25 protein-coding genes are annotated in these 22,807 nt (G+C 70.7%); 15 read left to right on the top strand and 10 right to left on the bottom strand.

The genetic code is table 11. The features are described 5' to 3' along the window. The 3 genes from rlmJ to V7050_RS05440 all read left to right on the top strand — a co-directional run. The coding region (rlmJ, locus tag V7050_RS05430) for a 23S rRNA (adenine(2030)-N(6))-methyltransferase RlmJ (protein WP_324410340.1) at nucleotides 1-714 on the top strand (714 nt) is incomplete at its 5' end. 175 nt (nucleotides 715-889) lie between these two features. Continuing rightward, the gene (locus V7050_RS05435; protein ID WP_324368738.1) at nucleotides 890-1,918 is read left to right on the top strand and encodes an aldo/keto reductase; all 1,029 of its coding nucleotides are present in this window, start codon (nucleotides 890-892) and stop codon (nucleotides 1,916-1,918) included. A gap of 93 nt (nucleotides 1,919-2,011) precedes the next feature. Beyond that, nucleotides 2,012-2,758: an MBL fold metallo-hydrolase gene (locus V7050_RS05440; RefSeq protein WP_324368739.1), complete on the top strand. Its 747-nt coding sequence runs from the start codon at nucleotides 2,012-2,014 to the stop codon at nucleotides 2,756-2,758. Between the two features lie 6 nt (nucleotides 2,759-2,764). Here V7050_RS05440 and V7050_RS05445 read toward each other — a convergent pair whose 3' ends face one another. From V7050_RS05445 to V7050_RS05455, 3 genes are all read right to left on the bottom strand, one after another. After that, nucleotides 2,765-3,586 (bottom strand): class I SAM-dependent methyltransferase, encoded by an 822-nt coding sequence (locus V7050_RS05445; RefSeq protein WP_324368741.1) that lies wholly within the window; start codon nucleotides 3,584-3,586, stop codon nucleotides 2,765-2,767. Between the two features lie 182 nt (nucleotides 3,587-3,768). Further along, entirely contained in the window at nucleotides 3,769-4,407 is a 639-nt protein-coding gene (locus tag V7050_RS05450) for a CDGSH iron-sulfur domain-containing protein (protein WP_324368744.1), read from the bottom strand. Between the two features lie 49 nt (nucleotides 4,408-4,456). Continuing rightward, complete coding sequence (locus tag V7050_RS05455) at nucleotides 4,457-6,094, bottom strand: alpha-glucosidase (RefSeq protein WP_324368746.1); 1,638 nt, start codon at nucleotides 6,092-6,094, stop codon at nucleotides 4,457-4,459. A gap of 170 nt (nucleotides 6,095-6,264) precedes the next feature. On the opposite strand from V7050_RS05455, the gene V7050_RS05460 reads away from it, so the two are divergent. The 6 genes from V7050_RS05460 (at nucleotide 6,265) to lepA (ending at nucleotide 13,096) form a co-directional block, all read left to right on the top strand. Continuing rightward, a complete protein-coding gene (locus V7050_RS05460; RefSeq protein WP_324368748.1) occupies nucleotides 6,265-6,888 on the top strand; it encodes a ParA family protein in 624 nt (207 codons plus the stop codon). A gap of 306 nt (nucleotides 6,889-7,194) precedes the next feature. Beyond that, complete coding sequence (locus V7050_RS05465; protein ID WP_324368750.1) at nucleotides 7,195-7,890, top strand: CoA transferase subunit A; 696 nt, start codon at nucleotides 7,195-7,197, stop codon at nucleotides 7,888-7,890. Nucleotides 7,891-7,904: 14 nt separating this feature from the next. Then, a complete protein-coding gene (locus tag V7050_RS05470; RefSeq protein WP_324368752.1) occupies nucleotides 7,905-8,534 on the top strand; it encodes a CoA transferase subunit B in 630 nt (209 codons plus the stop codon). A gap of 332 nt (nucleotides 8,535-8,866) precedes the next feature. Continuing rightward, nucleotides 8,867-9,808 carry a hypothetical protein gene (locus V7050_RS05475; RefSeq protein ID WP_324410342.1) on the top strand — a complete coding sequence of 314 codons (942 nt, stop codon included), beginning with the start codon at nucleotides 8,867-8,869 and terminating at the stop codon, nucleotides 9,806-9,808. Nucleotides 9,809-9,963: 155 nt separating this feature from the next. After that, a complete protein-coding gene (locus V7050_RS05480; RefSeq protein WP_324373756.1) occupies nucleotides 9,964-11,070 on the top strand; it encodes a hypothetical protein in 1,107 nt (368 codons plus the stop codon). Between the two features lie 226 nt (nucleotides 11,071-11,296). Next, nucleotides 11,297-13,096: a translation elongation factor 4 gene (gene lepA, locus V7050_RS05485; RefSeq protein WP_324366410.1), complete on the top strand. Its 1,800-nt coding sequence runs from the start codon at nucleotides 11,297-11,299 to the stop codon at nucleotides 13,094-13,096. Nucleotides 13,097-13,127: 31 nt separating this feature from the next. On the opposite strand, the gene V7050_RS05490 is transcribed toward lepA, so the two are convergent. Then, complete coding sequence (locus V7050_RS05490; RefSeq protein ID WP_324366412.1) at nucleotides 13,128-13,568, bottom strand: hypothetical protein; 441 nt, start codon at nucleotides 13,566-13,568, stop codon at nucleotides 13,128-13,130. A 449-nt stretch (nucleotides 13,569-14,017) separates the two neighbouring features. Beyond that, nucleotides 14,018-14,170, bottom strand: coding sequence for a hypothetical protein (locus V7050_RS05495; protein ID WP_324366414.1), 153 nt, complete (start codon nucleotides 14,168-14,170; stop codon nucleotides 14,018-14,020). Nucleotides 14,171-14,524: 354 nt separating this feature from the next. Here V7050_RS05495 and V7050_RS05500 point away from each other — a divergent pair, with 354 nt between their 5' ends. After that, complete coding sequence (locus V7050_RS05500; RefSeq protein WP_324366416.1) at nucleotides 14,525-15,088, top strand: hypothetical protein; 564 nt, start codon at nucleotides 14,525-14,527, stop codon at nucleotides 15,086-15,088. Nucleotides 15,089-15,331: 243 nt separating this feature from the next. Here V7050_RS05500 and mutY read toward each other — a convergent pair whose 3' ends face one another. Further along, nucleotides 15,332-16,399, bottom strand: a complete 1,068-nt coding sequence (gene mutY / locus V7050_RS05505; protein WP_324366418.1) for an A/G-specific adenine glycosylase — start codon at nucleotides 16,397-16,399, stop codon at nucleotides 15,332-15,334. A 66-nt stretch (nucleotides 16,400-16,465) separates the two neighbouring features. Here mutY and V7050_RS05510 point away from each other — a divergent pair, with 66 nt between their 5' ends. Genes V7050_RS05510 through V7050_RS05520 form a run of 3 tightly spaced genes read left to right on the top strand, consistent with a single transcriptional unit; the run spans nucleotide 16,466 to nucleotide 19,013 of the window. Beyond that, nucleotides 16,466-16,993, top strand: a complete 528-nt coding sequence (locus V7050_RS05510; protein ID WP_324366420.1) for a DUF721 domain-containing protein — start codon at nucleotides 16,466-16,468, stop codon at nucleotides 16,991-16,993. A 15-nt stretch (nucleotides 16,994-17,008) separates the two neighbouring features. Continuing rightward, nucleotides 17,009-17,620 carry a DsbA family protein gene (locus tag V7050_RS05515; protein ID WP_324366421.1) on the top strand — a complete coding sequence of 204 codons (612 nt, stop codon included), beginning with the start codon at nucleotides 17,009-17,011 and terminating at the stop codon, nucleotides 17,618-17,620. A gap of 28 nt (nucleotides 17,621-17,648) precedes the next feature. Next, nucleotides 17,649-19,013, top strand: coding sequence for an MATE family efflux transporter (locus tag V7050_RS05520; protein WP_324366423.1), 1,365 nt, complete (start codon nucleotides 17,649-17,651; stop codon nucleotides 19,011-19,013). Nucleotides 19,014-19,127: 114 nt separating this feature from the next. On the opposite strand, the gene V7050_RS05525 is transcribed toward V7050_RS05520, so the two are convergent. Next, on the bottom strand, nucleotides 19,128-19,508 hold the full coding sequence (locus V7050_RS05525) for a RidA family protein (RefSeq protein ID WP_324366425.1): 381 nt from the start codon (nucleotides 19,506-19,508) through the stop codon (nucleotides 19,128-19,130). A 23-nt stretch (nucleotides 19,509-19,531) separates the two neighbouring features. After that, entirely contained in the window at nucleotides 19,532-20,659 is a 1,128-nt protein-coding gene (locus V7050_RS05530; RefSeq protein ID WP_324366427.1) for a carboxylate-amine ligase, read from the bottom strand. A gap of 468 nt (nucleotides 20,660-21,127) precedes the next feature. On the opposite strand from V7050_RS05530, the gene V7050_RS05535 reads away from it, so the two are divergent. Further along, nucleotides 21,128-21,532 (top strand): c-type cytochrome, encoded by a 405-nt coding sequence (locus V7050_RS05535; protein WP_324366429.1) that lies wholly within the window; start codon nucleotides 21,128-21,130, stop codon nucleotides 21,530-21,532. Nucleotides 21,533-21,542: 10 nt separating this feature from the next. Here the strand turns inward: V7050_RS05535 and V7050_RS05540 are convergent, their stop codons facing one another. Next, on the bottom strand, nucleotides 21,543-22,061 hold the full coding sequence (locus V7050_RS05540; RefSeq protein ID WP_324366431.1) for a hypothetical protein: 519 nt from the start codon (nucleotides 22,059-22,061) through the stop codon (nucleotides 21,543-21,545). 57 nt (nucleotides 22,062-22,118) lie between these two features. On the opposite strand from V7050_RS05540, the gene V7050_RS05545 reads away from it, so the two are divergent. Next, complete coding sequence (locus tag V7050_RS05545) at nucleotides 22,119-22,481, top strand: hypothetical protein (protein WP_324410344.1); 363 nt, start codon at nucleotides 22,119-22,121, stop codon at nucleotides 22,479-22,481. Nucleotides 22,482-22,491: 10 nt separating this feature from the next. On the opposite strand, the gene V7050_RS05550 is transcribed toward V7050_RS05545, so the two are convergent. Further along, on the bottom strand, nucleotides 22,492-22,807 hold a 316-nt coding region (locus V7050_RS05550), incomplete at its 5' end, for a hypothetical protein (RefSeq protein ID WP_324410346.1).

Raw genomic sequence — 22,807 nt, forward strand, 5'->3', positions numbered from 1 at the left:
AAGCCGCGGGGAATCAGCTACGTCGAGACCCATGCCGGCCGGGCCCTCTACGATCTCGCCGCGCCCGAGGCCCTGAAGCCCGGCGAGGCCGCGGCGGGCGTCGGCCGCCTCGCCCCCGCCCCCGCCACGCCCTTCGGCCGCGCCGTCCTCCGCAGCCGCGACCTGCACGGCCCCGTCGCCTATCCGGGCTCTCCCCTCGTCGCCGGGAACCTCCTGCGCGACCAGGACCGCATGGTGCTCTTCGAGCTGCACCCGGCGGAACATGGCGCACTGACGGGAAATTTCGCGGGATCCGGCGCGGCGATCCATCGCCGCGACGGCTTCGAGGGCGCGCTCGCCCTCGCCCCCTTCCGGCCGCGCAAGGGCCTCGTCCTGATCGACCCCTCCTACGAGCTCAAATCCGATTACGCGGCTGCGGCGAGATTCGTCACCGCCCTGATCCGCAAATGGCCCGAGGCGACGGTCCTGCTCTGGTACCCGATCCTGCCCGCCATGCGGCACGAGACCCTGAAGTCCCACCTCGCCCCCCTGCCCGTGCTGGTCGACGAGGCGACCTTCCGCGCCCCGCCCACGCGCGGCATGACCGGCTCCGGCCTGATCCTCGTCAACGCCCCCCACCATTCGGAGACGCTCTTCGACCGCGTCCACGCCCAGACCGCCGCCGTGCTGCGCCCGGACCGCTCCGCCATGCGGCAGACGCGCCGCAGGACGTGAAGCCCGGCTGCCGAAGGACATTTAGCCATGTTCATCGGCCAGGCGCTCGCCGCCGGCGCCATCCCGGAACGAGCCCGCGAGGAAACCGCGATCTCGACAGGGCGGCCCTTACCGGGCAGGAAGAAGGGACGCGCGAGTCATCCAGGCATCAAGGGGCCGATCCCCGAGGACATCCATGAAACCGCTCCCACGCGACCGCCTTTCCCACGAGGGCCCGCAGGTCGCCCGGCTCTGCCTCGGCGCCATGATGTTCGGCGACCAGGCCGACGCCACCGAGGCATTCCGCATCCTCGACACATACCGGGCGGCGGGCGGCGACTTCATCGACACCGCCGACGTCTATGCCCAGGGCGGCTCCGAGACCATCCTCGGGACATGGCTCGAGCGCCACCGCGCGGAGGTGGTTATCGCCACCAAGGTCGGCAATCCGATGCGGGACCAGCCGGGCTCGGGCGGCATCTCGCGCCAATGGATCCTCGCCGCGCTCGAGGGATCCCTCAACCGCCTGCGCACCGAGTTCATCGACCTCTACTATCTCCATGCCGACGACAACGCGACGCCGCTCGAGGAGACGATCGGCACTTTGGGCGAGCTGATCGCCTCGGGGCGGATCCGCGGCTGGGGATTCTCGAACTTCCGCGCCTGGAAGATCGCCGAGATGATCCGCCTCGCCGACGGCCTCGGCGTCGCCCGGCCCATCGCCGCCCAGCCCTATTACCACCTGCTCAACCGGGTGGCGGAGGCGGAATACCTGCCCGCCTGCCGGCATTTCGGCATCGGCGCCGTCACCTATTCGCCGCTCGCCCGAGGCGTGCTCACCGGCAAGTACCGCGGCGAGACCGTCCCGGAGGGCTCGCGCGCCGCGCGCGGCGACGCCCGGCTGCTCGAGACCGAATTCCGCCCGGAGACCATCGCCGCCGCGAACGCCTTTGCGGAACAGGCCGAAGCGAGCGGCCGCGAGCCGATCGCCCTCGCAATCCGCTGGGTGCTGGCCAATTCCGCCGTCGCCAGCGTGCTGATCGGCCCGAAATCCGTGGCGCAGATGACCAGCTACCTGCGGGCGTTCGAGATCGACTACGGCGCCGACGACGAGGCCGCGCTCGACCGCTTCTGCGCCCCGGGGCATACGCCGGCCCCCGCCTATTCGGATCCGCGCTACCCCTACCGCGGCCGCATCGCCCGCCTCGACGCGGGGCCGGACTGATTTCCGGCACCCCGGTGGTCCAGGCGCTGAAACCGGCCGATCGGAACCCGCCCCGGCGGGAGGCACCGCCCCCTTGCCAGAGGCAGTCGTGACATGACGCCGCCGCGCGCCCGCCCCGAGGATTGGTACCGCATCCGGCGGGTCGGCGACGGCGTGAACATGATCGACGAACCCTGGATCGAGGAATTCTACCGCTGCAACATCTGGCATGTGCGCGGCCGCGACCGCGACATGCTGGTCGACAGCGGCATGGGCGTGGTCTCGCTGCGCGAATGGGTGCCGCTGGTCAGCGAGCGCGGCCTCGAGGCGGTGGCGAGCCACACGCATTTCGACCATATCGGCAGCCACCACGAATTCCCCTCGCGCCTCGTCCATGCCGCCGAGGCCGGGCTGCTCGCCCATCCGACCCGCGCCGATACCCTCGCCGATCCCTATGCGACCGATGCGATCTTCACCCGGCTGCCGCCCGCCCCCTATCGCTCGACCCGCTATGCGGTGAAGGCCGCGCCCGCGACGCGCCTGCTCGCGGACGGCGATATCATCGATCTCGGCGACCGGCATTTCGAGGTGATCCACACTCCCGGCCATTCCCCGGGCGGCATCGCGCTCTGGGAAGCCGCGAGCGGCATCCTCTTCTCCGGCGACATCCTCTACGACGGCCCGCTGGTCGAGGACACCTATCACGCCGATGCCGCCGACTACCTGCGCAGCATGGAGCGCCTGCTGCGCCTGCCGGTGCGCGTCGTGCACGGCGGCCATTTCCCGAGCTTCGACGGCTCGCGCCACCGCGCGCTGATCACCGCCTGGCTCGAGGGCAAGGCCCGCGCCGGGGCGCCGTGACCCCCGTCAATTTCCCGGCGACGCGACCCGCCCCCAGGTCTGGACGACAGTATAGGAGGTGAAGACCGTCTCCACCTCGGCGAGATGCCGGCGGCATTCGGCGAGCTGGCGGTCGAACATCGCCTCAGGGATCAGCCCGCGGGCGATCACCGCGCCGCGCAGGGATTCGATCGTCGCCGGCAGATAATCCTGCCAGGGATCGCCGGAGCGCACCCCGACCAGCACCGGCCGGTATTCGACCTCACGCAGCCCGCCCGAGCGCAGCAGCCGGAAGATCCGCTGGGCCGTGGGATCCTCGCCCGTCTGGGGAAAACAGCTGGCCAAGGCGTCACGTAGGGCCTTCCAGGCCGGATGCGGCGGATAGCAGTTGAGTGTCAGGAAATCGGCCTCCTGAAAGGCGACGACCCCGCCCGGCCGCGCCAGCCGCAGCGCCTCGGCCACCAGGCGCTCCGGCTGGCCGGCGGTCGAGGCCAGGAAGCGCACATGCACCAGGTCGAAGTCCGCATCGGGCAGGCCGGTGGCATAGGCGTCCCCGGCGAGGAAGTTGGTATTGGCCGCCGCCTCGGCGCGGGCGATCTCGACGAAGGCCTCGTCGAAATCCAGCCCGGTCACGCGCCCCTCCGGCCCGACCCGTCGGCTCAGCTCCCGGGTGATCCCGCGCGGACCGCAGCCCAGATCGAGGCAGGCCCAGCCCTTCCCGACGCCGATGCAGTCCAGCATCTCCCCGGTCTCGGCGGCGAGAACCTCACCCTGCAGGTGCAGCCGCTCGACCTCGCCGAGGCGCCGCTCGATCGTGTAATCCCCGGTGCGTCTTGGCGTCCCGCCCATCTTGACCGGCCCGAAAGAACACGCAGATCCTACACCGAGTCCGGCGCTTTTTCCATTGCCACCGGCACCTGCCCCGGGGCGATCGCATTGGCCGACACGACCGCGTCCACCGAAGTTTGGGGCGCGCCCGACGTCACCATCCCGCCCGGCGGGCACCGCCGGGCAGCCCCCGCCCCGCCCTCTCACTCCGAGCGGAAGCCCACCCGCTTGTGCGAGCCGTCGCAATAGGGCTTGTTCGCCGAATGCCCGCAGCGGCAGAAGAAGGCCTTCTCGATGCGGTTGACCGCCCGGCCGGTCCCCGAGGCCACCTCCAGGCGGCCGGTGATCTTCAGCGGCCCGTTGGGCTGCGGCTCCACCAGCACCGGCCCGGTCAGGTCCGGAATGCCCAGCGCCATCTCCCGCGCCGCCGGCTCCCCCGTGGCGACGAAGCCCACCGCCACATGGGAATTGTCGCAGAAGGGCTTCGATTTCGACATCCCGCAGCGGCAGAGCGTGGCGCGATACATCCTGCCCTGCCCCGCGATCTCGAGATCGGCATGGATCGCCAGCGGCCCGTTCTCGCGCACCTGCATCTGGTTCGCCGCCGGCGGCCCCTCGGGCGTACCGCCGTCCCTGCGCTCCACCGTGATCGCACCGGACGGGCAGGCCAGCGCGACGCGCATCACCGCCTCGGCCTCCACGCTGTCGGGATCGATCCAGGAGCCCTTCACATTGGCCCGGAACGCGGTCGGCGCCCCCATCACGCAGCGCCGCGAATGAATGCACCGGCTCCCGTCGAACCGGACCGTCACCGCCTTGCCTTCCACCACGTCGATCGCCATTCCGCACCTCCAGCCAGCTTCCTAGAGAATAGAACGCCCGCGCGCGCGATCAGCCCTTGAAGACGACCCGCCCGGCATCGGCCCCGCCGGTCGGCGCCAGGAAGGCGAAGCCGTTCGGCCCCAGCCGCAGCACGCCGCCCTCGATCCGCGCGTCCTGGACCGGCGCACCCACGATCGGCTCCAGCTCGCGCAGCTTCACCGCGACCCCCGAGGCCGAGAGGTTGAAGACGCAGGCGATCATCCCGTCCGGCCCGGTGCGCCGGAACGCCAGCACCGGCTCGGCGGTCTTGAAGAAGCGCACGCTCCCCATGCCGAGCGCCGGCTGGCTGCGTCGCCAGGCCAGCATCGCGCGGTAGAAGGCGAGCACCGACCCCGCGTCGCGCTCCTCGCCCGCGACGTTGCGCGCCGCCTGCGGCGCCTTGATCGGCAGCCAGGGCGTTCCCCGCGTGAAGCCCGCGTTCCTGGCCTTGGTCCAGGGCATGGGCGTCCGGCAGCCGTCCCGCCCCTTGTATTCCGGCCAGAAGCGGATCCCCGGCGGATCGGTCAGCTCGTCGAAGTCGAGCTCTGATTCCGGCAGCCCCAGCTCCTCGCCCTGATAGAGGCAGGCCGATCCCGGAAAGCTCAGGAGCATCGCCACCGCCTGCCGCGCCAGCGCATCCTCCGCCGCCGCGTGCTTCGCCCAGCGCGTCACGTGCCGCTCCACGTCGTGGTTGGAGAAGCTCCAGCAGGGCCAGCCGTCCGGCGCCGCCTTGAAGTACTTCGCGATGCGCGAGCGGAAATGCCGCGCGCTGAACTCCGGGCCAAGCATGTCGAAGGAATAGGCCATGTGCAGCCGCCCGGCGCCGCGGGTGTATTCCGCCATGATCTCGATCGCCCGCTGCGGCGTCTCGCCCACCTCGCCGATCAGCACCCTTTCGTCGTATCGGTCCATCAGCGCCCGCATCCGCCCGAGGAAGGCGAGGTTGTCGGGGCGGTTCTTCTGATAGCGGTGGTCCTGCATCTCGTAGGGATTGACCGAAGGATGCGGATCGTCGCGCGACGCCGGCGGGTTCGGGCGCAGCTTGCGGTCGTGGAAATAGTAGTTGACCGTGTCGAGCCGGAACCCGTCCACGCCGCGCTCCAGCCAGAAGCGCATGATCTCCAGCATCGCCTCCTGGACCTCGGGATTGTGGAAATTGAGGTCGGGCTGCGCGGTCAGGAAGTTGTGCAGGTAATACTGCCGGCGCCGGCTGTCCCATTCCCAGGCCGGCCCGCCGAAGACCGAGACCCAGTTGTTGGGCGGCATCCCGTCGGGACCGGGATCGGCCCAGACATACCAGTCAGCGCGCGGATTGTCCCGGTTCGCCCGGCTCTCCACGAACCAGGGATGCTGGTCCGAGCTGTGGCTCAGGACCATGTCGATGATCACCTTGAGCCCCAGCTCATGGGCACGGGCGAGCAGCGCGTCGAAATCGGCGAGCCCGCCGAAGAGCGGATCGATGTCGCAATAGTCCGAGACGTCGTAGCCCATGTCGGCCATGGGCGAGCGGAAGATCGGCGAGAGCCAGACCGCATCGGCCCCGAGCTTCGCCACGTGGTCGAGCCGCGCGATGATGCCCGGCAGATCGCCGATCCCGTCGCCGTCCGTGTCCTGGAACGACCGCGGGTAGATCTGGTAGATCACGCAACCCCGCCACCAATCATCCATGGCTCGCCTCCATGTCCCAGCCCCGGCCACCGCTCTAAGCGATTTGAGCACTCGGATAGCGCATCGGCCCGCCGCATGGAAGCGCCCTCCGGGCCAGAGTTTGCGCGAGAAGGCCCTTCCCCGGCAGGCAATTCCCAGATACTGTAGGTTGAGGGGCAGGAGCACACCATATGGGCCATGTCATCACTTTTGCCCAGCAGAAGGGCGGCGCCGGAAAGACCACTACACTGGCGAACCTCGCCGCCGCCTGGGCCGCCGCCGGAAGACGGGTGGCGCTGATCGACCTCGATCCGCAGAAATCGCTGACCCGCTGGGCCGGCCTGCGCGAGGATCCGGCGATGGATCTGATCGACTCGCGCGACTACCGCGCCGGGCCCGACATCCGCGCCGCGTCGCGCAGCCATGACCGCGTGCTGGTCGATTGCCCCGGCGCCGCCTCCACGCTGCTCGACAGCACCATCCGCGAGAGCGGCCTCGTCATCGTGCCCTGCCAGCCCTCGGTGATGGACGCCTGGGCGAGCGCGCGGGTGATCGAGGCCGCGGCGCGGCTCGGAACCCCGGTCCGCATCCTGCTCAACCGCGTGCCCCCGCGCCTCGGCGGGCTCGAGGAGGTGCTCGACGCCCTCGGTCCCGCCCGGGACCGCATCCTCGCGCCGAGCCTCGGCAACCGCGTCGCCTTCAGCCAGGCCATGATCACCGGCCGAACCGCGCCCGAGATCGCCCGCCGCTCCACCGCCGCCACCGAGATCGCCGCCCTGCTGGCGGAAATCGACGGCATCCTCGCGGCGGCCTGACCCGGCCCCCGGGGCGAGCACATTCGGAACTCGCCGTTCCCGGCACGACGGTCCCGCCACAAGACGAGGGCAGCGCCCGACCCGGGCGGAAGCGAAGCGCTCGCCTGGGGCGGGGCGGGCGCTGCCCGTGCTGGCGCAAGGGCGGGATGGTGACGCTAGGCGCGCCCGAGACTCCGCCGAACCCGATCGCGCGGACCAATACGACCTCCCCGACCCGGCACCTCGGAGCCCTTGACAGCCGGGCGCGCATCCCGGATGCAGGGGTGTGCTTCGCATCTGCACAAATGGCTCACGAGGGGGAACAGGATGCAGAAGGTCTACGGATCCGCCACTGCAGCGCTCGACGGTCTGCTCTTCGACGGAATGACCATCGCCGCCGGCGGGTTCGGCCTCTGCGGCATTCCCGAGAACCTGATCCTCGCCATCCGCGAGTCCGGCGTGAAGGATCTGACCGTCGCCTCGAACAATTGCGGCGTCGACGATTTCGGCCTCGGCATCCTGCTGCGGAGCCGGCAGATCCGGAAGATGATCTCCTCCTATGTCGGCGAGAACGCCGAATTCATGCGCCAGTACCTCTCGGGCGAGCTCGAGCTCGAATTCAACCCGCAGGGCACGCTGGCCGAGCGCATGCGCGCCGGCGGCTGCGGCATACCAGGCTTCTACACCCGGACCGGCGTCGGCACCGTCATCGCCGAGAACAAGGAACACAAGGATTTCGACGGCGAGACCTATATCCTCGAGCGGGCCATCGTCACCGATCTTGCCATCGTCAAGGGCTGGAAGGCCGACGACACCGGCAACCTCGTCTTCCGCAAGACCGCGCGCAACTTTAACCCGCCCGCAGCGATGTGCGGCCGGGTCTGCGTCGCCGAGGTCGAGGAGATCGTGCCGCGCGGATCGCTCGACCCCGACCACATCCACCTGCCCGGCATCTACGTGCATCGCCTGATCGAGGATCACCACGAGAAACGCATCGAGCAGCGCACCGTGCGCAGCGCCTGACGGAGGATCGTTCCATGCCCTGGACCCGTGGAGAAATGGCCGCCCGCGCCGCGCAGGAGCTCGAGGACGGCATGTATGTCAATCTCGGGATCGGCATTCCCACCCTGGTGGCGAATTTCATCCCCGACGGCATCGACGTGACGCTGCAATCCGAGAACGGCATGCTCGGCATCGGCCCCTTCCCGACCGAGGACGAGGTCGATCCCGACCTGATAAACGCCGGCAAGCAGACCGTGACCGAGCTCTCGCGCACCGCCTATTTCGACAGCGCCACCTCCTTCGGCATGATCCGGGGCGGCAAGATCGCCATGGCGATCCTCGGCGCGATGGAGGTTTCCGAAGCGGGCGACCTGGCGAACTGGATGATCCCCGGCAAGCTCGTCAAGGGCATGGGCGGGGCGATGGATCTCGTGGCCGGCGTCAAGCGTGTCGTCGTCATCATGGACCACACCTCCAAGCACGGCGAGAGCAAGCTGCTCAAGGAATGCACCCTGCCGCTCACCGGCAAGGCGGTGGTCGATCGCATCATCACCAATCTTGGTGTCTTCGACGTGGTCTCCGGCGGGCTGAAGGTCACTGAACTCGCCGACGGCGTCACCTTCGACGAGGTACGCGCCGCCACCGAGGCCACGCTCGTCGACTGATATGCTCTCCGCGTGACCGCTTCGGACGGGGCCCGTCCCCATGGCGGCGGCGCGACCTCGCGGCCAAGCCTCGGGCAAGCAAAAAGGCCGCACCCCGCGCAGCCCGCAGAGCGTTCCCCCGGAACGGATAGGCGAGGCGCCTGCGGCGCGTCGCCCGGTCCGGTCGCCCGGAGGCGCACGCCGCAGGGATAGGGGGGTGCAGCCGTCCGGCCGGTCGAGGATCGGGACGCCTCGGCCCTGGACGGCGTGCGAAGTGCGCCTGCCCCCGGCAGGGCCCACGCAGCCCGATCGCCGCGGGTCGATCGGGCTGGGTATCTCACCCCCGGGGCGGGATGATGATCGACGGCGAGGGCCGCTGGAGCAACCTCCGCGCCGGATGCCAGGCACGGGCAACCATCCGCCACCCCGGCGCGGACCCTTCCCGGCGGGCTGGTCTCCCGGCATGCATCGCGTTAACATTCCCGCAGCAAAGCAAACGGACGCAAGGGAAACTCCCGGCCATGGCCGAGCCGCACGACCCGTCCCCGACCGGCGGCGCCGCCCCGACGGTTGCGGAGCTGTTCGACCCCGCCGCCTTCGCCGTCCGGCTGGCCGAGGCACGCCAGCGGCGCAGCCGGGTGCTCGCCGAACGCAACGGGCCGGCCCTGCCGCCCCAGGCCGTCGAGGCACCCCCTTCGCCGAGGCCCCTGCGCCGCTTCCATCGCGGCTTCGCGCTCGGCCTTGCCCTCGGCCTCGTCGCCGCCTCCCTCCCCGCCGCATCCCTGCTCCGGCTCGCAGCCGCACCGGCGCCGGCCCCGGTCGCGGGCGTCGCGGTCCGGACACCCTTCCAGCCCGGATCGAGCGCGGCACCCGCCCTGCCGGCCGCGCAGCTCGCACTGGCCGCCCCCGCCGCGCCCGCGCAATTCCTCGGCTCCGCGCTGACCCTGGCCCGGCTCGACGCCGCCAGCCGCCCGCAGCCGCGCCCCGAAGGTCTGCGCCCCGCGGGCAGCGTGACGCGCATGAGCACGCGCAACCGGCCGGCGGCGCCCTCCCTGCCCGGCCTCGTCACCGCAATCCTCACCGGCCTCGCAACAGCCCCCGCGGAGATCCGCCCTGAACGCCTTTTCGACGGCCCGCCGCTCGGCTCCATCGATATCCGAAGGATCTCCGGTAAATTGCTGGAAACATCGCGGAAATCCACCAGGAAGGCCGCCGGTTCCGGCAAGCACCGCTCGGGACCGAAGGCCAAGAAGTCCAAGGCATCCAAGGCCCGGAAATCCTCCCGCAAGCGCTGATTCGCCGACGCGCCCGCAGGGCGCCGGCAAGATTCCGCCTATCGAAAAAGTCCTCGCTCGCTGTGGCCGAATTGCGCTACTCTGCGAGGCAATAAAGGCCGCAAAGGCCAGAGCAGACAAGGCGCAAGACGAAACGGCGGCGCCGGGGCAGAGGCATGGCACAACAGGCATCGGGCCCGAATTCCGGGTTCCATTCGGGCATAGATCTCGATCCGGTCGATTGGGAGCGGCGCGTCGCCGAAGCGCGCGCGCGACGGGAACTCGCGCTGGCCCGGCGGGCACGCGCCGCCGGGGAACGGCCGGGCGACCCCGGCGCGCCGCGGGCCGGCAAGGAACCGCGCGGCGCTCTCTGGTCCTCCCTGCCGGCCCCGCGCGCGGCGATCCGCGCCACCGCCCATGCCGCCCGCCTTCCCTCCGCCGCGGGGGCCATGTCGGCGGCCTCGGGCGCCTTCTCGGCCGCCTCGGGCGTGCTGGAACTGGCGATGCCGCGCCGCCGCACCCGGCTCGCGGCCCTCCTCGGCTCCAGCATCGCGCTCGGCGTGATCGCGGCCGCGGCGCTGCTCTTAGGGGGCCGCGACCCCGCGCCCCTGCCCCTCCCGGCCGAGACCGCGGCGATCCCGCCCGCCGCCGAGGCCGCCGATCCCTCCCCCGGCCCCGAGACCGCCGCCATCGCGACGCCCGCCCGCTCCCGCCCGGAGGCGGTGGTGGAGCCGGTGCGCCTGTCGCTTCCGGAGGCCGAGCCCGCCACGGCCCCGGCCCCGGTCGTGACCGCCGAGCCGGCCCAGACCCCGGCAGCGGCGGCGCCCGGCGCCATGACCGCCATGGAAGACGCCCGCATCTTTCTCCACGTGCCCGCGGGCGCGCCCTCCGCCACCACCGAGGCGGTCCTCGCCGCGCTCTCCGACCAGGGCCTGCCGGTCGCCGGGCTCGTCCCGGTGCGGCTCGAGGTCGGCCGCAGCAACCTGCGCTACTATCACGCGGAGGACGCGGCCGTCGCCGGGGAGATCGCCGCGGCGCTCGGGGTGACGCCGGTCGGCGCCATCGAGGCGCGCGACTTCGCCGAAACCGCGAACCGGCCGGCACCGGGCACCGTCGAGATCTGGCTCGCCGGCGATGCCAAGCCCGGACCGGCCCCGACCCTGCCGCTGGCCCCCGAAACCGCCGAGGCGCCCGTCGCCCGCCCCCTGCCCCGGGACGACGCGGGCATCGATCCGCAGGTCATCCGCAACCTCGTGGAAGCCGCACGCGCCGGGCCCGGCTGACCGGCCGGGCGCCGCCCTCATTCTGCTGCAAGTATCAGCGACCCTCGTCGCCGCCCCTCATCCCGGACGCACCAGGGATCCCCCACCCTGCGGCCCGCGCCCCCGGCCCTCGGGAATGCCCTGCGGACCGTGCCGGGCGCGGCCTTTTCCCGGCCCTGGGCTCGGGTCCCGCGGCGCCCCCGCCTCCCCTTGACGGCTCGCGGAAATCCGCCGCATACCGCGCGCCATGACCGACATCGCGCGCATCCGCAACTTCTCCATCGTCGCCCATATCGACCACGGGAAATCCACCCTGGCCGACCGGCTGATCCAGGCCACGGGCACCGTCTCGGACCGCGAGATGAAGGAGCAGCTGCTCGATTCCATGGACATCGAGCGCGAGCGCGGCATCACCATCAAGGCCCAGACCGTCCGCCTCGAATACCGCGCGAAGGACGGCGAGAGCTACGTCCTCAACCTCATCGACACGCCGGGCCATGTCGATTTCGCTTACGAGGTCTCGCGCTCCATGCGCGCCGTCGAGGGCTCGCTCCTCGTGGTCGACGCCTCCCAGGGCGTCGAGGCCCAGACGCTCGCCAATGTCTACCAGGCCATCGACGCCGGCCACGAGATCGTGCCCGTGCTCAACAAGATCGACCTGCCCGCCGCCGAGCCCGAACGCGTCATCGAGCAGATCGAGGACGTGATCGGCATCGAGGCCCAGGACGCGATCCGCATCTCCGCCAAGACCGGCATCGGCATCGGCGACGTGCTCGAAGCCATCGTCACCCGCCTGCCGGCGCCCAAGGGCGACCGCACCGCGCCGCTCAGGGCCATGCTGGTCGATTCATGGTACGACCCCTACCTCGGCGTCGTCGTGCTGATCCGCGTCTACGACGGCATCCTCCGGAAGGGCGACCGCATCCGCATGATGCAAACGGGCGCGCTCTACCCGGTCGAGCGCATCGGCACCTTCCGCCCCGGAATGCTGCCCGCCGACGAGCTCGGCCCCGGCGAGATCGGCTTCCTGACCGCCTCGATCAAGCAGGTGCGCGACACCCGGGTCGGCGACACCATCACCACCGAGCGCAAGGGCTGCGAGACGACGCTGCCCGGCTTCCAGCCGTCGATCCCGGTGGTCTTCTGCGGCCTCTTCCCGGTCGACGCCAACGACTTCCCCGCCCTGCGCGACGCCATCGAGAAGCTCCAGCTCAACGACGCCTCCTTCTCCTCCGAGATGGAGACCTCGGCCGCGCTCGGCTTCGGCTTCCGCTGCGGCTTTCTCGGCCTCCTGCACCTGGAGGTGATCCGCGACCGGCTCGAGCGCGAATACGACCTCGACCTCATCACCACCGCGCCGTCGGTCATCTACCGCGTCTTCAGGACCGACGGCACCATGGTCGAGCTCCACAACCCCGCCGACATGCCCGACCCGGTCAGGATCGACCACATCGAGGAGCCGCGCATCAAGGCGACGATCCTCGTGCCCGACGAATTTCTCGGCGACGTGCTCAAGCTCTGCCAGGACCGCCGCGGCGTCCAGCTCGACCTCACCTACGCCGGCTCCCGCGCCATGGTGGTCTACGACCTGCCGCTCAACGAGGTCGTCTTCGACTTCTACGACCGGCTGAAATCCGTCACCAAGGGCTACGCCTCCTTCGACTACCACCTCACCGGCTACCAGGAGGACGACCTCGTCAAGATGCAGATCCTCGTCAACGACGAGCCGGTCGACGCCCTCTCCACCATGGTCCACCGCGCCCGCGCCGACGCCCGCGGCCGCGCCATGGTCGAGAAGCTCAAGGAGCTGATCCCCCAGCACCTCTTCAAGATCCCGATCCAGGCCGCGATCGGCGGCCGCATCATCGCCCGCGAGACGATCTCGGCCTTGCGCAAGGACGTCACCGCCAAATGCTACGGCGGCGACATCACGCGGAAACGCAAGCTCCTGGAGAAGCAGAAGGCCGGCAAGAAGAAGATGCGCCAGTTCGGCCGCGTCGAGATCCCGCAGGAGGCCTTCATCAACGCGCTGAAGATGGATGGCTAGACAATTTGATGGCCCCTGAGTTCTAGAAATCTTACTCCGACGGCACGCGCGTATTCGCGAGAATACTCAGCAAATCCACGCCCGAGAATGATAGTATCAGGGCGACAACAATCAGCAGCACTGTATACAAGGCTGCTCCAACCACGGACTGCCAGACGGCGGGCCAGAATCTACCCCGCAAAGCTGCGCGAAGAACTCGCGGCTCCTGCTCATCGAGAATGGTCTGCGCGAATTCAGCGATCACCTGCGCGGCATTTTGCTTCGCGCCGTCGACTCTGGACTCCGTCCACGTAGAGACATATGCTAGTAATTCAGCCTCCGTAGGGGATCTCTGTTCTCTTTCCTTGAAGTCGATTACCCACTCACGTTTTGCGGTCTTGTAGATTCCATAAGCAATGATGCCAACAATCTCCGATTGGTCATCCTGAGCTGCATCAACGAATTTCTCAAATACTGCATTGTAGCTTGACATTTATGTCATTCACAGCAACGCTATTTCCTCGGACTGCCGCTCGGCATAGCCTTCTCCACCACTGATGCCTATGACTTCCGCGCTCCTTTCACGGAGCCGACGATTCCAGTCTTTGCATCGCGGCCAATCTGCCCGACTATGATCCTGCCGAGTTTTCGGTCCGCTTGGTTCAGCGCACGAGAGTAAATGCGCTCATTGACAACAGTGATACTCTCCCCACCTCGTACATTTATCTCGTTGACAGAGCCGTAACGGCCGCTCGAAGCGCTTCTGCCAACAGCATAGTACTTTCCCGGCTTCTTTTCCAATGGCCACCCCGTCAGCCTCAAGTGGGTTATGGTCAAACTCGCCCGCACCCCGTGCGGCAATGACAGAGAATATGGTGTGCCAGAGAGAATTGAAAGCCTGATGAATGTGCCCGTCGGTTAGCTCCGGACGAGCACATTGGTTCATTTCTTCTTAGGAGCCTTGGTGTCACCGTAGCCCGGCTTGGGCATGCGCTCAACCGTGGTGGTGTTCGGCCTCTTCTTGGCTTCCGCTACGGGAAGGAACTCTCCAGTCTTCGAGTCCCGGCCAATCGGGAATGTCTTCGACTTCGACATTCATCACTCCATATGGTGTCTACTCTTTCCTGTAGCACAGGATAGCTGAATATCCACAGCCGGATAGGTGAAATATCGCCGATCGCGAAATTGTGATTTGGCTCACTCGACAGCGAGCAATGCGTGCGCGCGCACCCCCTCAGCCAGTGCGCTCAAATACCCCCCGACGCGCCCGGCTGCACGACCAGGTTCACCACTTCGCGCGCCGCACCTTATGGAGAGCCCGCTCTTCCCCAAGTAGAGCGCTATGGGCACCCACGCGAATTCCGCCACGCTACTCGCATCAACCCCCCGCCGTTAACCCGCCCTTAACCACCGTCGGCGCCCTCTGGAGCACATCGCGACGAGGCCGCCATGCGCCGCCTGCTCCTCTGCCTCCTCCTCGCCGCCGCCCCTGCGGGGGCCGATCCGCCCGGGATCGCGGCGCGGTTCCGCATCGCCGGCGAGGCGCAGCTGCGCGGCGAGGTTGAGGGACGCGCGGGGCCGGTCTTCGGCGGGGTCTCCGGCGGCACGCTGGCCGATCCGGCGCGGGCGGGCGAGCTCGCGCTCTTTCTCGGGCTGCGCCCGGAGCTGCCCGAAGGCCATGCGGAGCTGCGCCTCGCCCAGCCGCTCGACGCCGCGCCGGCGCTGACGGTCAGCTTCGACCGCCCGCTCGGCCGCCGCGCCAGCCTCGCCACCCGGCTCGCCGTGGCGCCCGAGGCGGCCGCGGGCAGTTCGCGCGCCTCGCTCGACCTGACCGAGGCCTCGCGCCTCGCGGTCGAGCTCGGCGGCGCGCTCCGGGCGGACGGCGCCGAGGCCGCCTCCCTGCGCCTCGAGGCCTCGCACCGCCTCGCCCCCGGGGATGCGCTCGACCTCTCGCTGACCGAGGCCAGCGGCGCCCCGCCCCGCGCCGCGCTCGCGCTCAACCTCCGCTTCTGACCGGCGCGCCGAACGGCCGACTCTGGCCGCAGCACGCGAACGCAATGGCCGTGGGTAGCGGGGTTTCACCGCTGGTGGGTGATCCGCGCGCGCCTGACAGGTTGGGCGCGCTTGTCGCGCCTGTCGTCTGGCGGAAGCACGCCTTTGGCGTGACGGCAGGCAGCCGCGCGCGGATCCGTCCTTGCCAAATCCACGAAGAGAAGGGGGAGGCGCCACCGGGGAACCGGCGCCGGGGCGGGGCAATCAGTCGCCGCCGGCGTCCATCGCGGCGAGGCCGAGGCGCAGCGCCTTGCGCATCACCGTGGGCATCGCCGGGCCGGCCTCGGCGGCGGGGCGGAAGTCGCCGGGAGCGGCGGCGACGCGGGCGCCGGCGAGGGCCAGCCGCAGGTGGAAATGGGTGAAGGTGTGGCGGACCTCGACGCCGAGGTCGCGCCAGTCGGCGGCCAGCGGCGGAACGCCTTCAGGCGCGCCTTCGCCCCAGGGGCCGGAGGGCAGCGCGAGCATGCCGCCGAGCAGGCCGGAAGCGGGCCGGGTCTCGACGAGGACGGCGCCGTCGCGGCGGAGCGCGAGCCAGACGAAGCCGCGGCGGACGGGCTTCGCGGCCTTCTCGGCCTTGCGGGGCAGGGTTTCGGCGATGCCCGCGCGACGGGCGGCGCAATCGGCGCGCCACGGACAGAGGCCGCAGACCGGGGCGCGCGGCGTGCAGATCGTCGCCCCGAGATCCATGACCGCCTGGGCATAGTCGCCGCTGCGCGCCATGGGGGTGAGCCGCGCGGCGAGGCCGGTGAGCTGCGGCTTGGCTTCGGGCAGCGGCGTCTCGACCGCGTGGAGGCGGGCCATGACCCGCTCGACATTGCCGTCGACGACGGTGGCGGGACGGTCGAAGGCGATGGCGGCGATGGCAGCGGCGGTATAGGCGCCGATGCCGGGCAAGCCGCGCAGCCCCTCTTCGCTGTCTGGGAAGCGCCCGGCATGGTCGCGCGCCACCGCCCGGGCACAGGCGATCAGGTTGCGGGCGCGGGCGTAATAGCCCAGGCCCGCCCAGGCGGCCATGATGTCGGCCTCGGGTGCCGCGGCCAGCGCCTCGACCCGCGGCCAGCGCGCGAGGAAGGCGGCATAGCGGCCGCGCACGGCGGCGACGGTGGTCTGCTGCAGCATCACCTCGGAGAGCCAGACGCGATAGGGATCGGGGCGCTCGCCACCCGCCCGCGCCGCCGGGCCGACCCGCCAGGGCAGGTCGCGGGCGTGGCGATCGTACCAGGCGAGCAGCACCGCCGCGAGCCGGGTCTCGCGCGCTCCCTCGACCTCCATCGCTTTCTCCCTGACAATCGCGCCGCGTGCGGATATGCCTCGTTCCCGAGGCTCCGGAGACAGTTCATGGCCGACGATCCGCGCAAGGGCAAGCAGGGGGCCGCCCGGGGGCGGCGCGGCCGCGGCTTCACCCGCGCGGGTGGGCTGATCGCGCCGCAGATGCGGACCGTCGCGGCGCGGCGGGGCTTCCTGCAGGCGCGGCTCCAGGCGCTCTGGCCCGAGATCGCCGGGGCGGAGATCGCGCGGCTCTGCCGCCCGGCGAAGCTGGTGAGCGCGCGCGGGCCGGCCGGGGGGCTGCTGACGCTCGAGGTGGCGCCCGCGCTCGGGCCGCAGGTTCAGATGATGCTGCCGCAGCTGCGCGAGCGCATTGAGGCGGTGCTCGGCCCGGGCAGCGTCGGGCGCATCCAGCTCGTCCCCGCCCGGCAGGGATTCGCCGAGCCGCCCGCGGCCTTCGTGCCGGCCGAGGCCGGCGCCCCGCCCGCCGATCTCGGCGCCGTCGCGGAGACCCTTTCAAGCATCGGTGATGACGATCTGCGAAGAGCCTTGGAGACATTGGCGCGAAATGTGATAACCCGCAGGGCGAAGTCCCAGTAATCGGAACGCTGATCCATGACCCCTGCCCTGTCCCGCCGCACCGCCCTTGCCCTCTCGCTGGCCGCGCTCGCCCTGCCCCGCGCCGGATGGGCCCAGGCCCGCGAGATCGTCGAGATGACCATGGGCTCGCCCGACGCGCCGGTGACGCTCGTCGAATACGCGATGTTCACCTGCCCGCATTGCAAGGCCTTCCAGGAGGAGGTCTTTCCGCAGATCAAGGAGAACTTCATCGACACCGGCAAGGTGCGACTGGTCTACCGCGAGGTCTATTTCAACCGGCCGAGCCTCTGGGCGGCGATGATCGCGCGCTGCGCGCCGGCGGACCGCTATTTCGGCATCGTGGACCTGCTCTTCGAGCGGCAGGCGGAATGGTCGGGGGCCTTCGACAGCGAGCCGATGATGAAGGAGCTCTATTCGATCGGCCGCCAGGCCGGGCTGACCGACGAGGAGATGCAGGCCTGCGTCACCGACCGGGCGTTCGCCGAGGCGTTGGTAGCGGAATTCCAGAAGAACGCCGCCGCCGACGGCATCGACGCGACGCCGACCTTCCTGATCAACGGGACCAAGGTCAGCAACATGAACTACGCCGATTTCGAGGCCAAGCTCAACGAAGCGCTCGGCGAGTGACCGCGCGGCGCCGGCGGGCGCGCCGTCCATGGGCGCGCCGGCGTTTGGTGCGGTTCCTGGCGAGAACGGCCTAGGGCGGCATCTGCGCCGGACGCTGGCGCTCGCCTGGCCGATGATGCTAGCCCGGGTGGGCATCGTCACGATGCACACCATGGACGTGATCGTGCTCGGGCGCGCCGGCGCCGGGCCGCTTTCGGACTACGTGCTCGGCCAGGCGATCCAGGACAGCCTCATCGCCATGGTCTTCGGCCTGATGATGGGCGTGCCGGTGCTGGTGGCCCGGGAGACCGGGGCGGGCAACGACCTCGCCGCCGCGGCCATCTGGCGGCGCGGGCTGGTCTTCGCCGGCGCGACGGGGCTCGCGATCACCGCGGTGCTGCAGCTCGCGCCTTCGCTGTTCCTCCTAACCGGGCAGGATGCGGCGATCGCCGCGCGGGCGGGCGCGGTGGCTCGCGTGCTGGCCTTCTCCATGCCTTTCGTGGCGATCTTCTACGTCAGCGCCGCGTTCCTCGAAGCCCTTCAGCGGCCGATGGTCGGGCTGGTGGCGATCCTCCTGGGCAACGTCCTGAACCTCGGTTTGAACGTGGTGCTCGTCTTCGGCGCGGGCCCGCTGCCGGCGCTCGGCGCGCGGGGCTGCGCGCTGGCGACGGTCATCACCTTCGCGCTGCTGGCGCTCCTCCTCCTGCTCTACCTGCGCTTCCTGCTGCCGGAGCGGCGGCGCTACGGCATCGGGCTCGGCGCGGCCGGCCGGACGCCGCCCGTGGCGGAGCAGACGCGCATCGGCCTCGCCTCGGGCGGCTCCTATCTCTTCGAGGCCTCGGCCTTCACGGTGATGACGATCCTGGTGGGCTGGCTCGGGACGCTGGCCCTGGCGGCGCATGGGGTGCTCTTCCAGTTCCTCGCGCTGATCTTCATGATCGCCGCCGGACTGGCGGGCGCGACGCAGGTCAGGGTCGGCAATGCCTGGGGGCGTGGCGACCCGGCGGGCGTGGCGATGGCCGGCTGGGTCGGGCTGGGGCTCGCGAGCCTCTTCACCGGTGCTGCGGCGCTGGCGGTGGCGCTGGCGCCGGGCTTCTTCCTCGGCATCTTCACCTCGGACCCGGCGGTGGTCGCGGGCGCGGCGCCGGTCTTGGTCTGGGTGCTGCTCGCGACGCTCTTCGACGGCGGGCAGGCGGTGATGAACCACGCCTGCCGCGGCCGTGGCGACACCTGGGTGCCCACGACCCTGCATTTCGGCAGCTACTGGCTGGTGATGGTGCCCGGGGCGTGGCTGCTGGCCTTTCCCGCGGGCCAGGGGCTGGCGGGGATCTACCAGGGGATCCTGGTCGCGAGCGTGGTCTCGATCCTGGTGCTCTCGCTGCGCTTCCGTCGCCTCAGCCGGAGGGCGCCGTGAACCCCGCACGAACGTCCAGAGACGGTGTTGGGATCGTGGCCCTGCGGACCCGTGTCATATCCGGTCGAGCCTTTCGGAAAGCACGGGCGGATTTCCGATGCCCCGGCGGTCGGCCTAGGCGCGCCGGAGCGCGGTGACCTCGATCTCGACCCGCATCTCGGGGCGGATCAGCGCGGTGACCACGGTGGTATTGGCCGGGCGGACCTCGCCGAAACAGGCGCGCAGCGCCGGGGCGATCGCCGCGTGGTCGGCGGGATCCACGAGATAGACCACGCTGCGCACCACGTCCTCGAAGGAAAAGCCCGCCTCGCGCAGCGCCCTACCGATGGTGGCGAGCGCCGCCTCGGCCTGGGCCGCGGCTCCCTCGGGCATCTTCATGGCGGCGTAGTCGTAGCCGGTGGTGCCCGAGACGAAGCACCACTCGCCCTGCACCACCGCCCGGCTGTAGGCGAAGTCGCGCTCGAATTCCGATCCGGTGGTGATCCGCCGCCGCATGGCTCCATCCCTCCCGCCCTGCCCTATTCGGCGAGGAATTCCCCGATCAGCGTGTCGACCACGTGGCGCAGCGCGCCGGCATCGTCCTCGCCGGCCTCGCGCGCGGCGGCATAGGCGCGGCGCTGGCGATGGGCGGAGGTGCCGTCGGCGAGGATCCGGCGCAGGCCCGCGAGTTCCTCGGCGCAGCCGAGCGCCGCGGCGTCGCCGGCGACGAACTCGATCAGCTCCTCGATCAGATCCGCGAAGGGCACCATCTTGCGCTGGCCGTGGTCGATCAGCTTGCCCTCGGCACCGTAGCGCTGCGCCCGCCAGCGGTTCTCGCGGATCAGCGTGGCGGGATAGATGCGCCAGCGCTGGTTCTGGGCGCGCAGCCGGTGCAGGAACGCGAGCAGAGACTGGTAGAGGGCGGCGAGTGCCGCCACGTCCGGAAGCCGCGGGCAGACGTCGGTGACCCGCTGCTCGAGCGTGGGGAAGCGCGCCGAGGGCCGCACGTCCCACCAGAGCTTGGTGCCGTCCTCGATGCAGCCGGCGGTGACCAGGTGATCCACCAGCCGGCGGAACTCCGAGAAGCTGTCGAGCCGGTCCGGCAGACCGGTGCGCGGCAGGGCGTCGAAGACCGTCAGGCGGTAGCTGGCGAGCTGGGTGTCCGAGCCCTCCCAGTAGGGCGAGGAACAGGAGAGCGCGAGCATGTGCGGCAGGAAGTAGGAGACCTGGTTCATCATGTCGATGCGCACGTCGTCGTCCTCGATCCCGGCATGGATGTGCATGCCGCAGATCAGCATCCGCCAGGCGGCCGCGCCCATGTCGTTCCAGAGCCCGTCGTAGCGTTCCTTGCGCGTGTGGCTCTGGCGCCGCCAGGTGGCGAAGGGATGGGTCGAGGCGGCGATGACCGCATAGCCGTATTCGCCCGCCGCCGCCGCCACCGCCGCGCGCAGGGCGCGCAATTCCCCCACCGCCTCGGCGACGCCGGGATGGGGCCGCGTGCCGACCTCGACCTGGCATTGCAGGAATTCAGTGGTCACCTGGTCGCCGACCGCGTCGCGGCAGTCCTCGAGGAAGCCGGCCTCGGGCTCGGCGACGAGGTCGCGGGTCTCGCGGTCGACGATGAGGTATTCCTCCTCGATTCCGAGGGTCAGCGACGATCGCTCCAAGCCTTCCTCCCCTGCCGGCGGGGGACGATAGTGATACGCTTCCTCCCAGGCGGTCAATCGCCGCGCTTGCGGGTTGCGGGGCGATGGCATGTGGAGCTCATCCTTTCATCTTCGTCCGCCCCATACCAGCGGCCCTCCTCGGCGGCTCTTGTCCCTCCCGCGTCCGGGTGTCCCCAGCCCGGTCGACCCGTGGCGGTGCGGGGCGCGGCCATCTACCTGTCCCGGGGCCCGGCCCCGAGGCCAAGGTGTCGGTCAGGCGAAAGGCCCATCAGTATAGCAGCAAGACGAGGGGAGCGCCCGACCCGAGCGGGGCGGATACTGCCCCGCGGCGGCCGCCTGGCGGAACGGTGACGCCGGGCCCGGCGGAGGGGATCGCAAGGCCAGATTCCGTTCTCCTGTTGCGGCTTGCGCTCGCCGCCGGCGGCCCTAGGCTCCAGGGACTCTGGCCGAGCAAAAAAGAGACCACCGATGCGCAACCGATGGATCCTGGTCGGAAGCCTGGCGCTGGGGCTCCTGGTGCTGGCGGGCTATGCGATGCGGCCGGCGGATGATCCGGCGGTCGCGCGCGGCGAGCATGCCTACCGCATCTGCGCTGCCTGCCACATCATCGACAGCGAGGCCGAGCCGCATTCCGCGCCCTCGCTCGCCGGGGTCGCGGGGCGGCCGGCGGCCTCGGGCGGCTTCGCCTATTCCGAGGCGCTGCGGGCGGCAGCCGCGGCCGGGCTCGTCTGGAACGACGCGGCGCTCGACGCCTTCATCGCCGATCCCGACGGCTTCCTGCCCGGCACCAGCATGGGCTTCGCGGGGCTCGCCGATCCGGCGGCGCGACGGGACGTGATCGCCTTCCTCCACGCCCGGCTCGGCGCGGACTGAGCCCCGCCGCTCAGCCCCCCGCGACGGGCACCGGCACGCGCACCTCGCCGTAGCGCACCACCGGGACGCCGCCGCTGGCTCCGTAGCCGCCGCCGTACCAGCCGAAGCCGACCCCGACGCCGCCGGCATTGCCGGTGCCGACCGAGACGCCCACCGCCGGCCAGCCGCCGAGCCCGTTCGACCAGACCTGGGTCGGGGCGGCCACCACAGAGCCGGAGGCGGCGCCGGCGGTGCAGGTGACGGTGATGTCCGGCGAATCCGCGCCGTAGCTCGGCATCAGGAGCCGCGTCGGGGCGGTGAAGCTCGCGGAGAAATAGGGCGAGACCGCCTCGCAGGCCGCACCCTGGAGCTCGCCCACGCCCCCGGCCGGCACCGCGCGCACGATCAGCTGGGTCTCGCCCCGCGCTACCGGCGCCGCCGCGCCGGGGATCGGGCTGGCCGAAACCGTGGTCAGGCCGGGCGGCGCGGCCGTCGAGGCGCAGCCGGCCAGCGCCAGCGCCGCCAGAATTCTCGTTTCGTTCCGAATCATCGCGTTAATCCCCCGCTAACCATGGCGGGGCAGACTTGCCCAAACCGAAAGGCAATTATGACCCCGCACCCGTTGGTCGCCGCCACCTTGCTCGCCGCCCTGCTCGCCGCCCCGGCGCTGCATGCAGAGGAGCCCTTCGCGCGGCCCGCGCCGGCCGCCCTGCGCGAGACCGCCACGCCCTGGCGGGCGGTGGTGGTTTCGCGCCTGCATGTCGCGACCGGCCCGCGCGCGCTCTTCGCCGAGGCCGATGCCGGGCGGCTAGCGGTGCAGGTCAGCCGCGGCCGTCGACCCGGCGCGCCGGAGATCCCGCCCGGGACCGGTCTCCTGCGCGTGCTCCAGGATGCCTGCGCGCCCCTGCCGCTGCAACGGGCGGAGGCCGATCCGGTTCCGCGCGCCCGGGTGGTTTCGCTCAAATTCTGACGGCGCGCGCTCAGCGCAGCGCCACCGCGAGATCGGGATAGACCAGCGGGCCGGTCTTCTCGTAGCCCCACCACCAGCCGCCACCCCAGCCGGCGCGGCGCACTCCGCTCGGCCGACCATCCTCGGGCCAGCCATAGGCGGGCATGACCACCGCCTGCCCCGCCAGCTCGCCGTTGGTGCAATTGCCGACGACCTGCGGCGCGCGCGGCCGACGGTTTTCTTCTCGGTGCCGCGGCTGTGGGTCAAGTTCCAGCAGGGCGTGCACGCGAAGATGGCGCCGCAAAAGCTCGAGCGCATGCTCGGGCTGCCGATCATCGGCGCCCTGG

Source organism: Amaricoccus sp. (genome assembly GCF_036846665.1).
Lineage (GTDB): Bacteria > Pseudomonadota > Alphaproteobacteria > Rhodobacterales > Rhodobacteraceae > Amaricoccus.

Bases quoted from the DNA above. Each gene is read 5' to 3' on its own strand.
- V7050_RS05500 (WP_324366416.1), top strand. From the start codon at position 14,525: ATGCGCCGCCTGCTCCTCTGCCTCCTCCTCGCCGCCGCCCCTGCGGGG.
- V7050_RS05455 (WP_324368746.1), bottom strand. From the start codon at position 6,094: ATGGATGATTGGTGGCGGGGTTGCGTGATCTACCAGATCTACCCGCGG.
- V7050_RS05495 (WP_324366414.1), bottom strand. From the start codon at position 14,170: ATGTCGAAGTCGAAGACATTCCCGATTGGCCGGGACTCGAAGACTGGA.
- V7050_RS05450 (WP_324368744.1), bottom strand. From the start codon at position 4,407: ATGGCGATCGACGTGGTGGAAGGCAAGGCGGTGACGGTCCGGTTCGAC.
- V7050_RS05490 (WP_324366412.1), bottom strand. From the start codon at position 13,568: ATGTCAAGCTACAATGCAGTATTTGAGAAATTCGTTGATGCAGCTCAG.
- V7050_RS05475 (WP_324410342.1), top strand. From the start codon at position 8,867: ATGATGATCGACGGCGAGGGCCGCTGGAGCAACCTCCGCGCCGGATGC.
- V7050_RS05480 (WP_324373756.1), top strand. From the start codon at position 9,964: ATGGCACAACAGGCATCGGGCCCGAATTCCGGGTTCCATTCGGGCATA.
- V7050_RS05465 (WP_324368750.1), top strand. From the start codon at position 7,195: ATGCAGAAGGTCTACGGATCCGCCACTGCAGCGCTCGACGGTCTGCTC.
- lepA (WP_324366410.1), top strand. From the start codon at position 11,297: ATGACCGACATCGCGCGCATCCGCAACTTCTCCATCGTCGCCCATATC.
- V7050_RS05515 (WP_324366421.1), top strand. From the start codon at position 17,009: ATGACCCCTGCCCTGTCCCGCCGCACCGCCCTTGCCCTCTCGCTGGCC.
- V7050_RS05545 (WP_324410344.1), top strand. From the start codon at position 22,119: ATGACCCCGCACCCGTTGGTCGCCGCCACCTTGCTCGCCGCCCTGCTC.
- V7050_RS05540 (WP_324366431.1), bottom strand. From the start codon at position 22,061: ATGATTCGGAACGAAACGAGAATTCTGGCGGCGCTGGCGCTGGCCGGC.
- V7050_RS05435 (WP_324368738.1), top strand. From the start codon at position 890: ATGAAACCGCTCCCACGCGACCGCCTTTCCCACGAGGGCCCGCAGGTC.
- V7050_RS05510 (WP_324366420.1), top strand. From the start codon at position 16,466: ATGGCCGACGATCCGCGCAAGGGCAAGCAGGGGGCCGCCCGGGGGCGG.
- V7050_RS05445 (WP_324368741.1), bottom strand. From the start codon at position 3,586: ATGGGCGGGACGCCAAGACGCACCGGGGATTACACGATCGAGCGGCGC.
- V7050_RS05440 (WP_324368739.1), top strand. From the start codon at position 2,012: ATGACGCCGCCGCGCGCCCGCCCCGAGGATTGGTACCGCATCCGGCGG.
- mutY (WP_324366418.1), bottom strand. From the start codon at position 16,399: ATGGAGGTCGAGGGAGCGCGCGAGACCCGGCTCGCGGCGGTGCTGCTC.
- V7050_RS05470 (WP_324368752.1), top strand. From the start codon at position 7,905: ATGCCCTGGACCCGTGGAGAAATGGCCGCCCGCGCCGCGCAGGAGCTC.
- V7050_RS05460 (WP_324368748.1), top strand. From the start codon at position 6,265: ATGGGCCATGTCATCACTTTTGCCCAGCAGAAGGGCGGCGCCGGAAAG.
- V7050_RS05525 (WP_324366425.1), bottom strand. From the start codon at position 19,508: ATGCGGCGGCGGATCACCACCGGATCGGAATTCGAGCGCGACTTCGCC.
- V7050_RS05520 (WP_324366423.1), top strand. From the start codon at position 17,649: ATGGGCGCGCCGGCGTTTGGTGCGGTTCCTGGCGAGAACGGCCTAGGG.
- V7050_RS05535 (WP_324366429.1), top strand. From the start codon at position 21,128: ATGCGCAACCGATGGATCCTGGTCGGAAGCCTGGCGCTGGGGCTCCTG.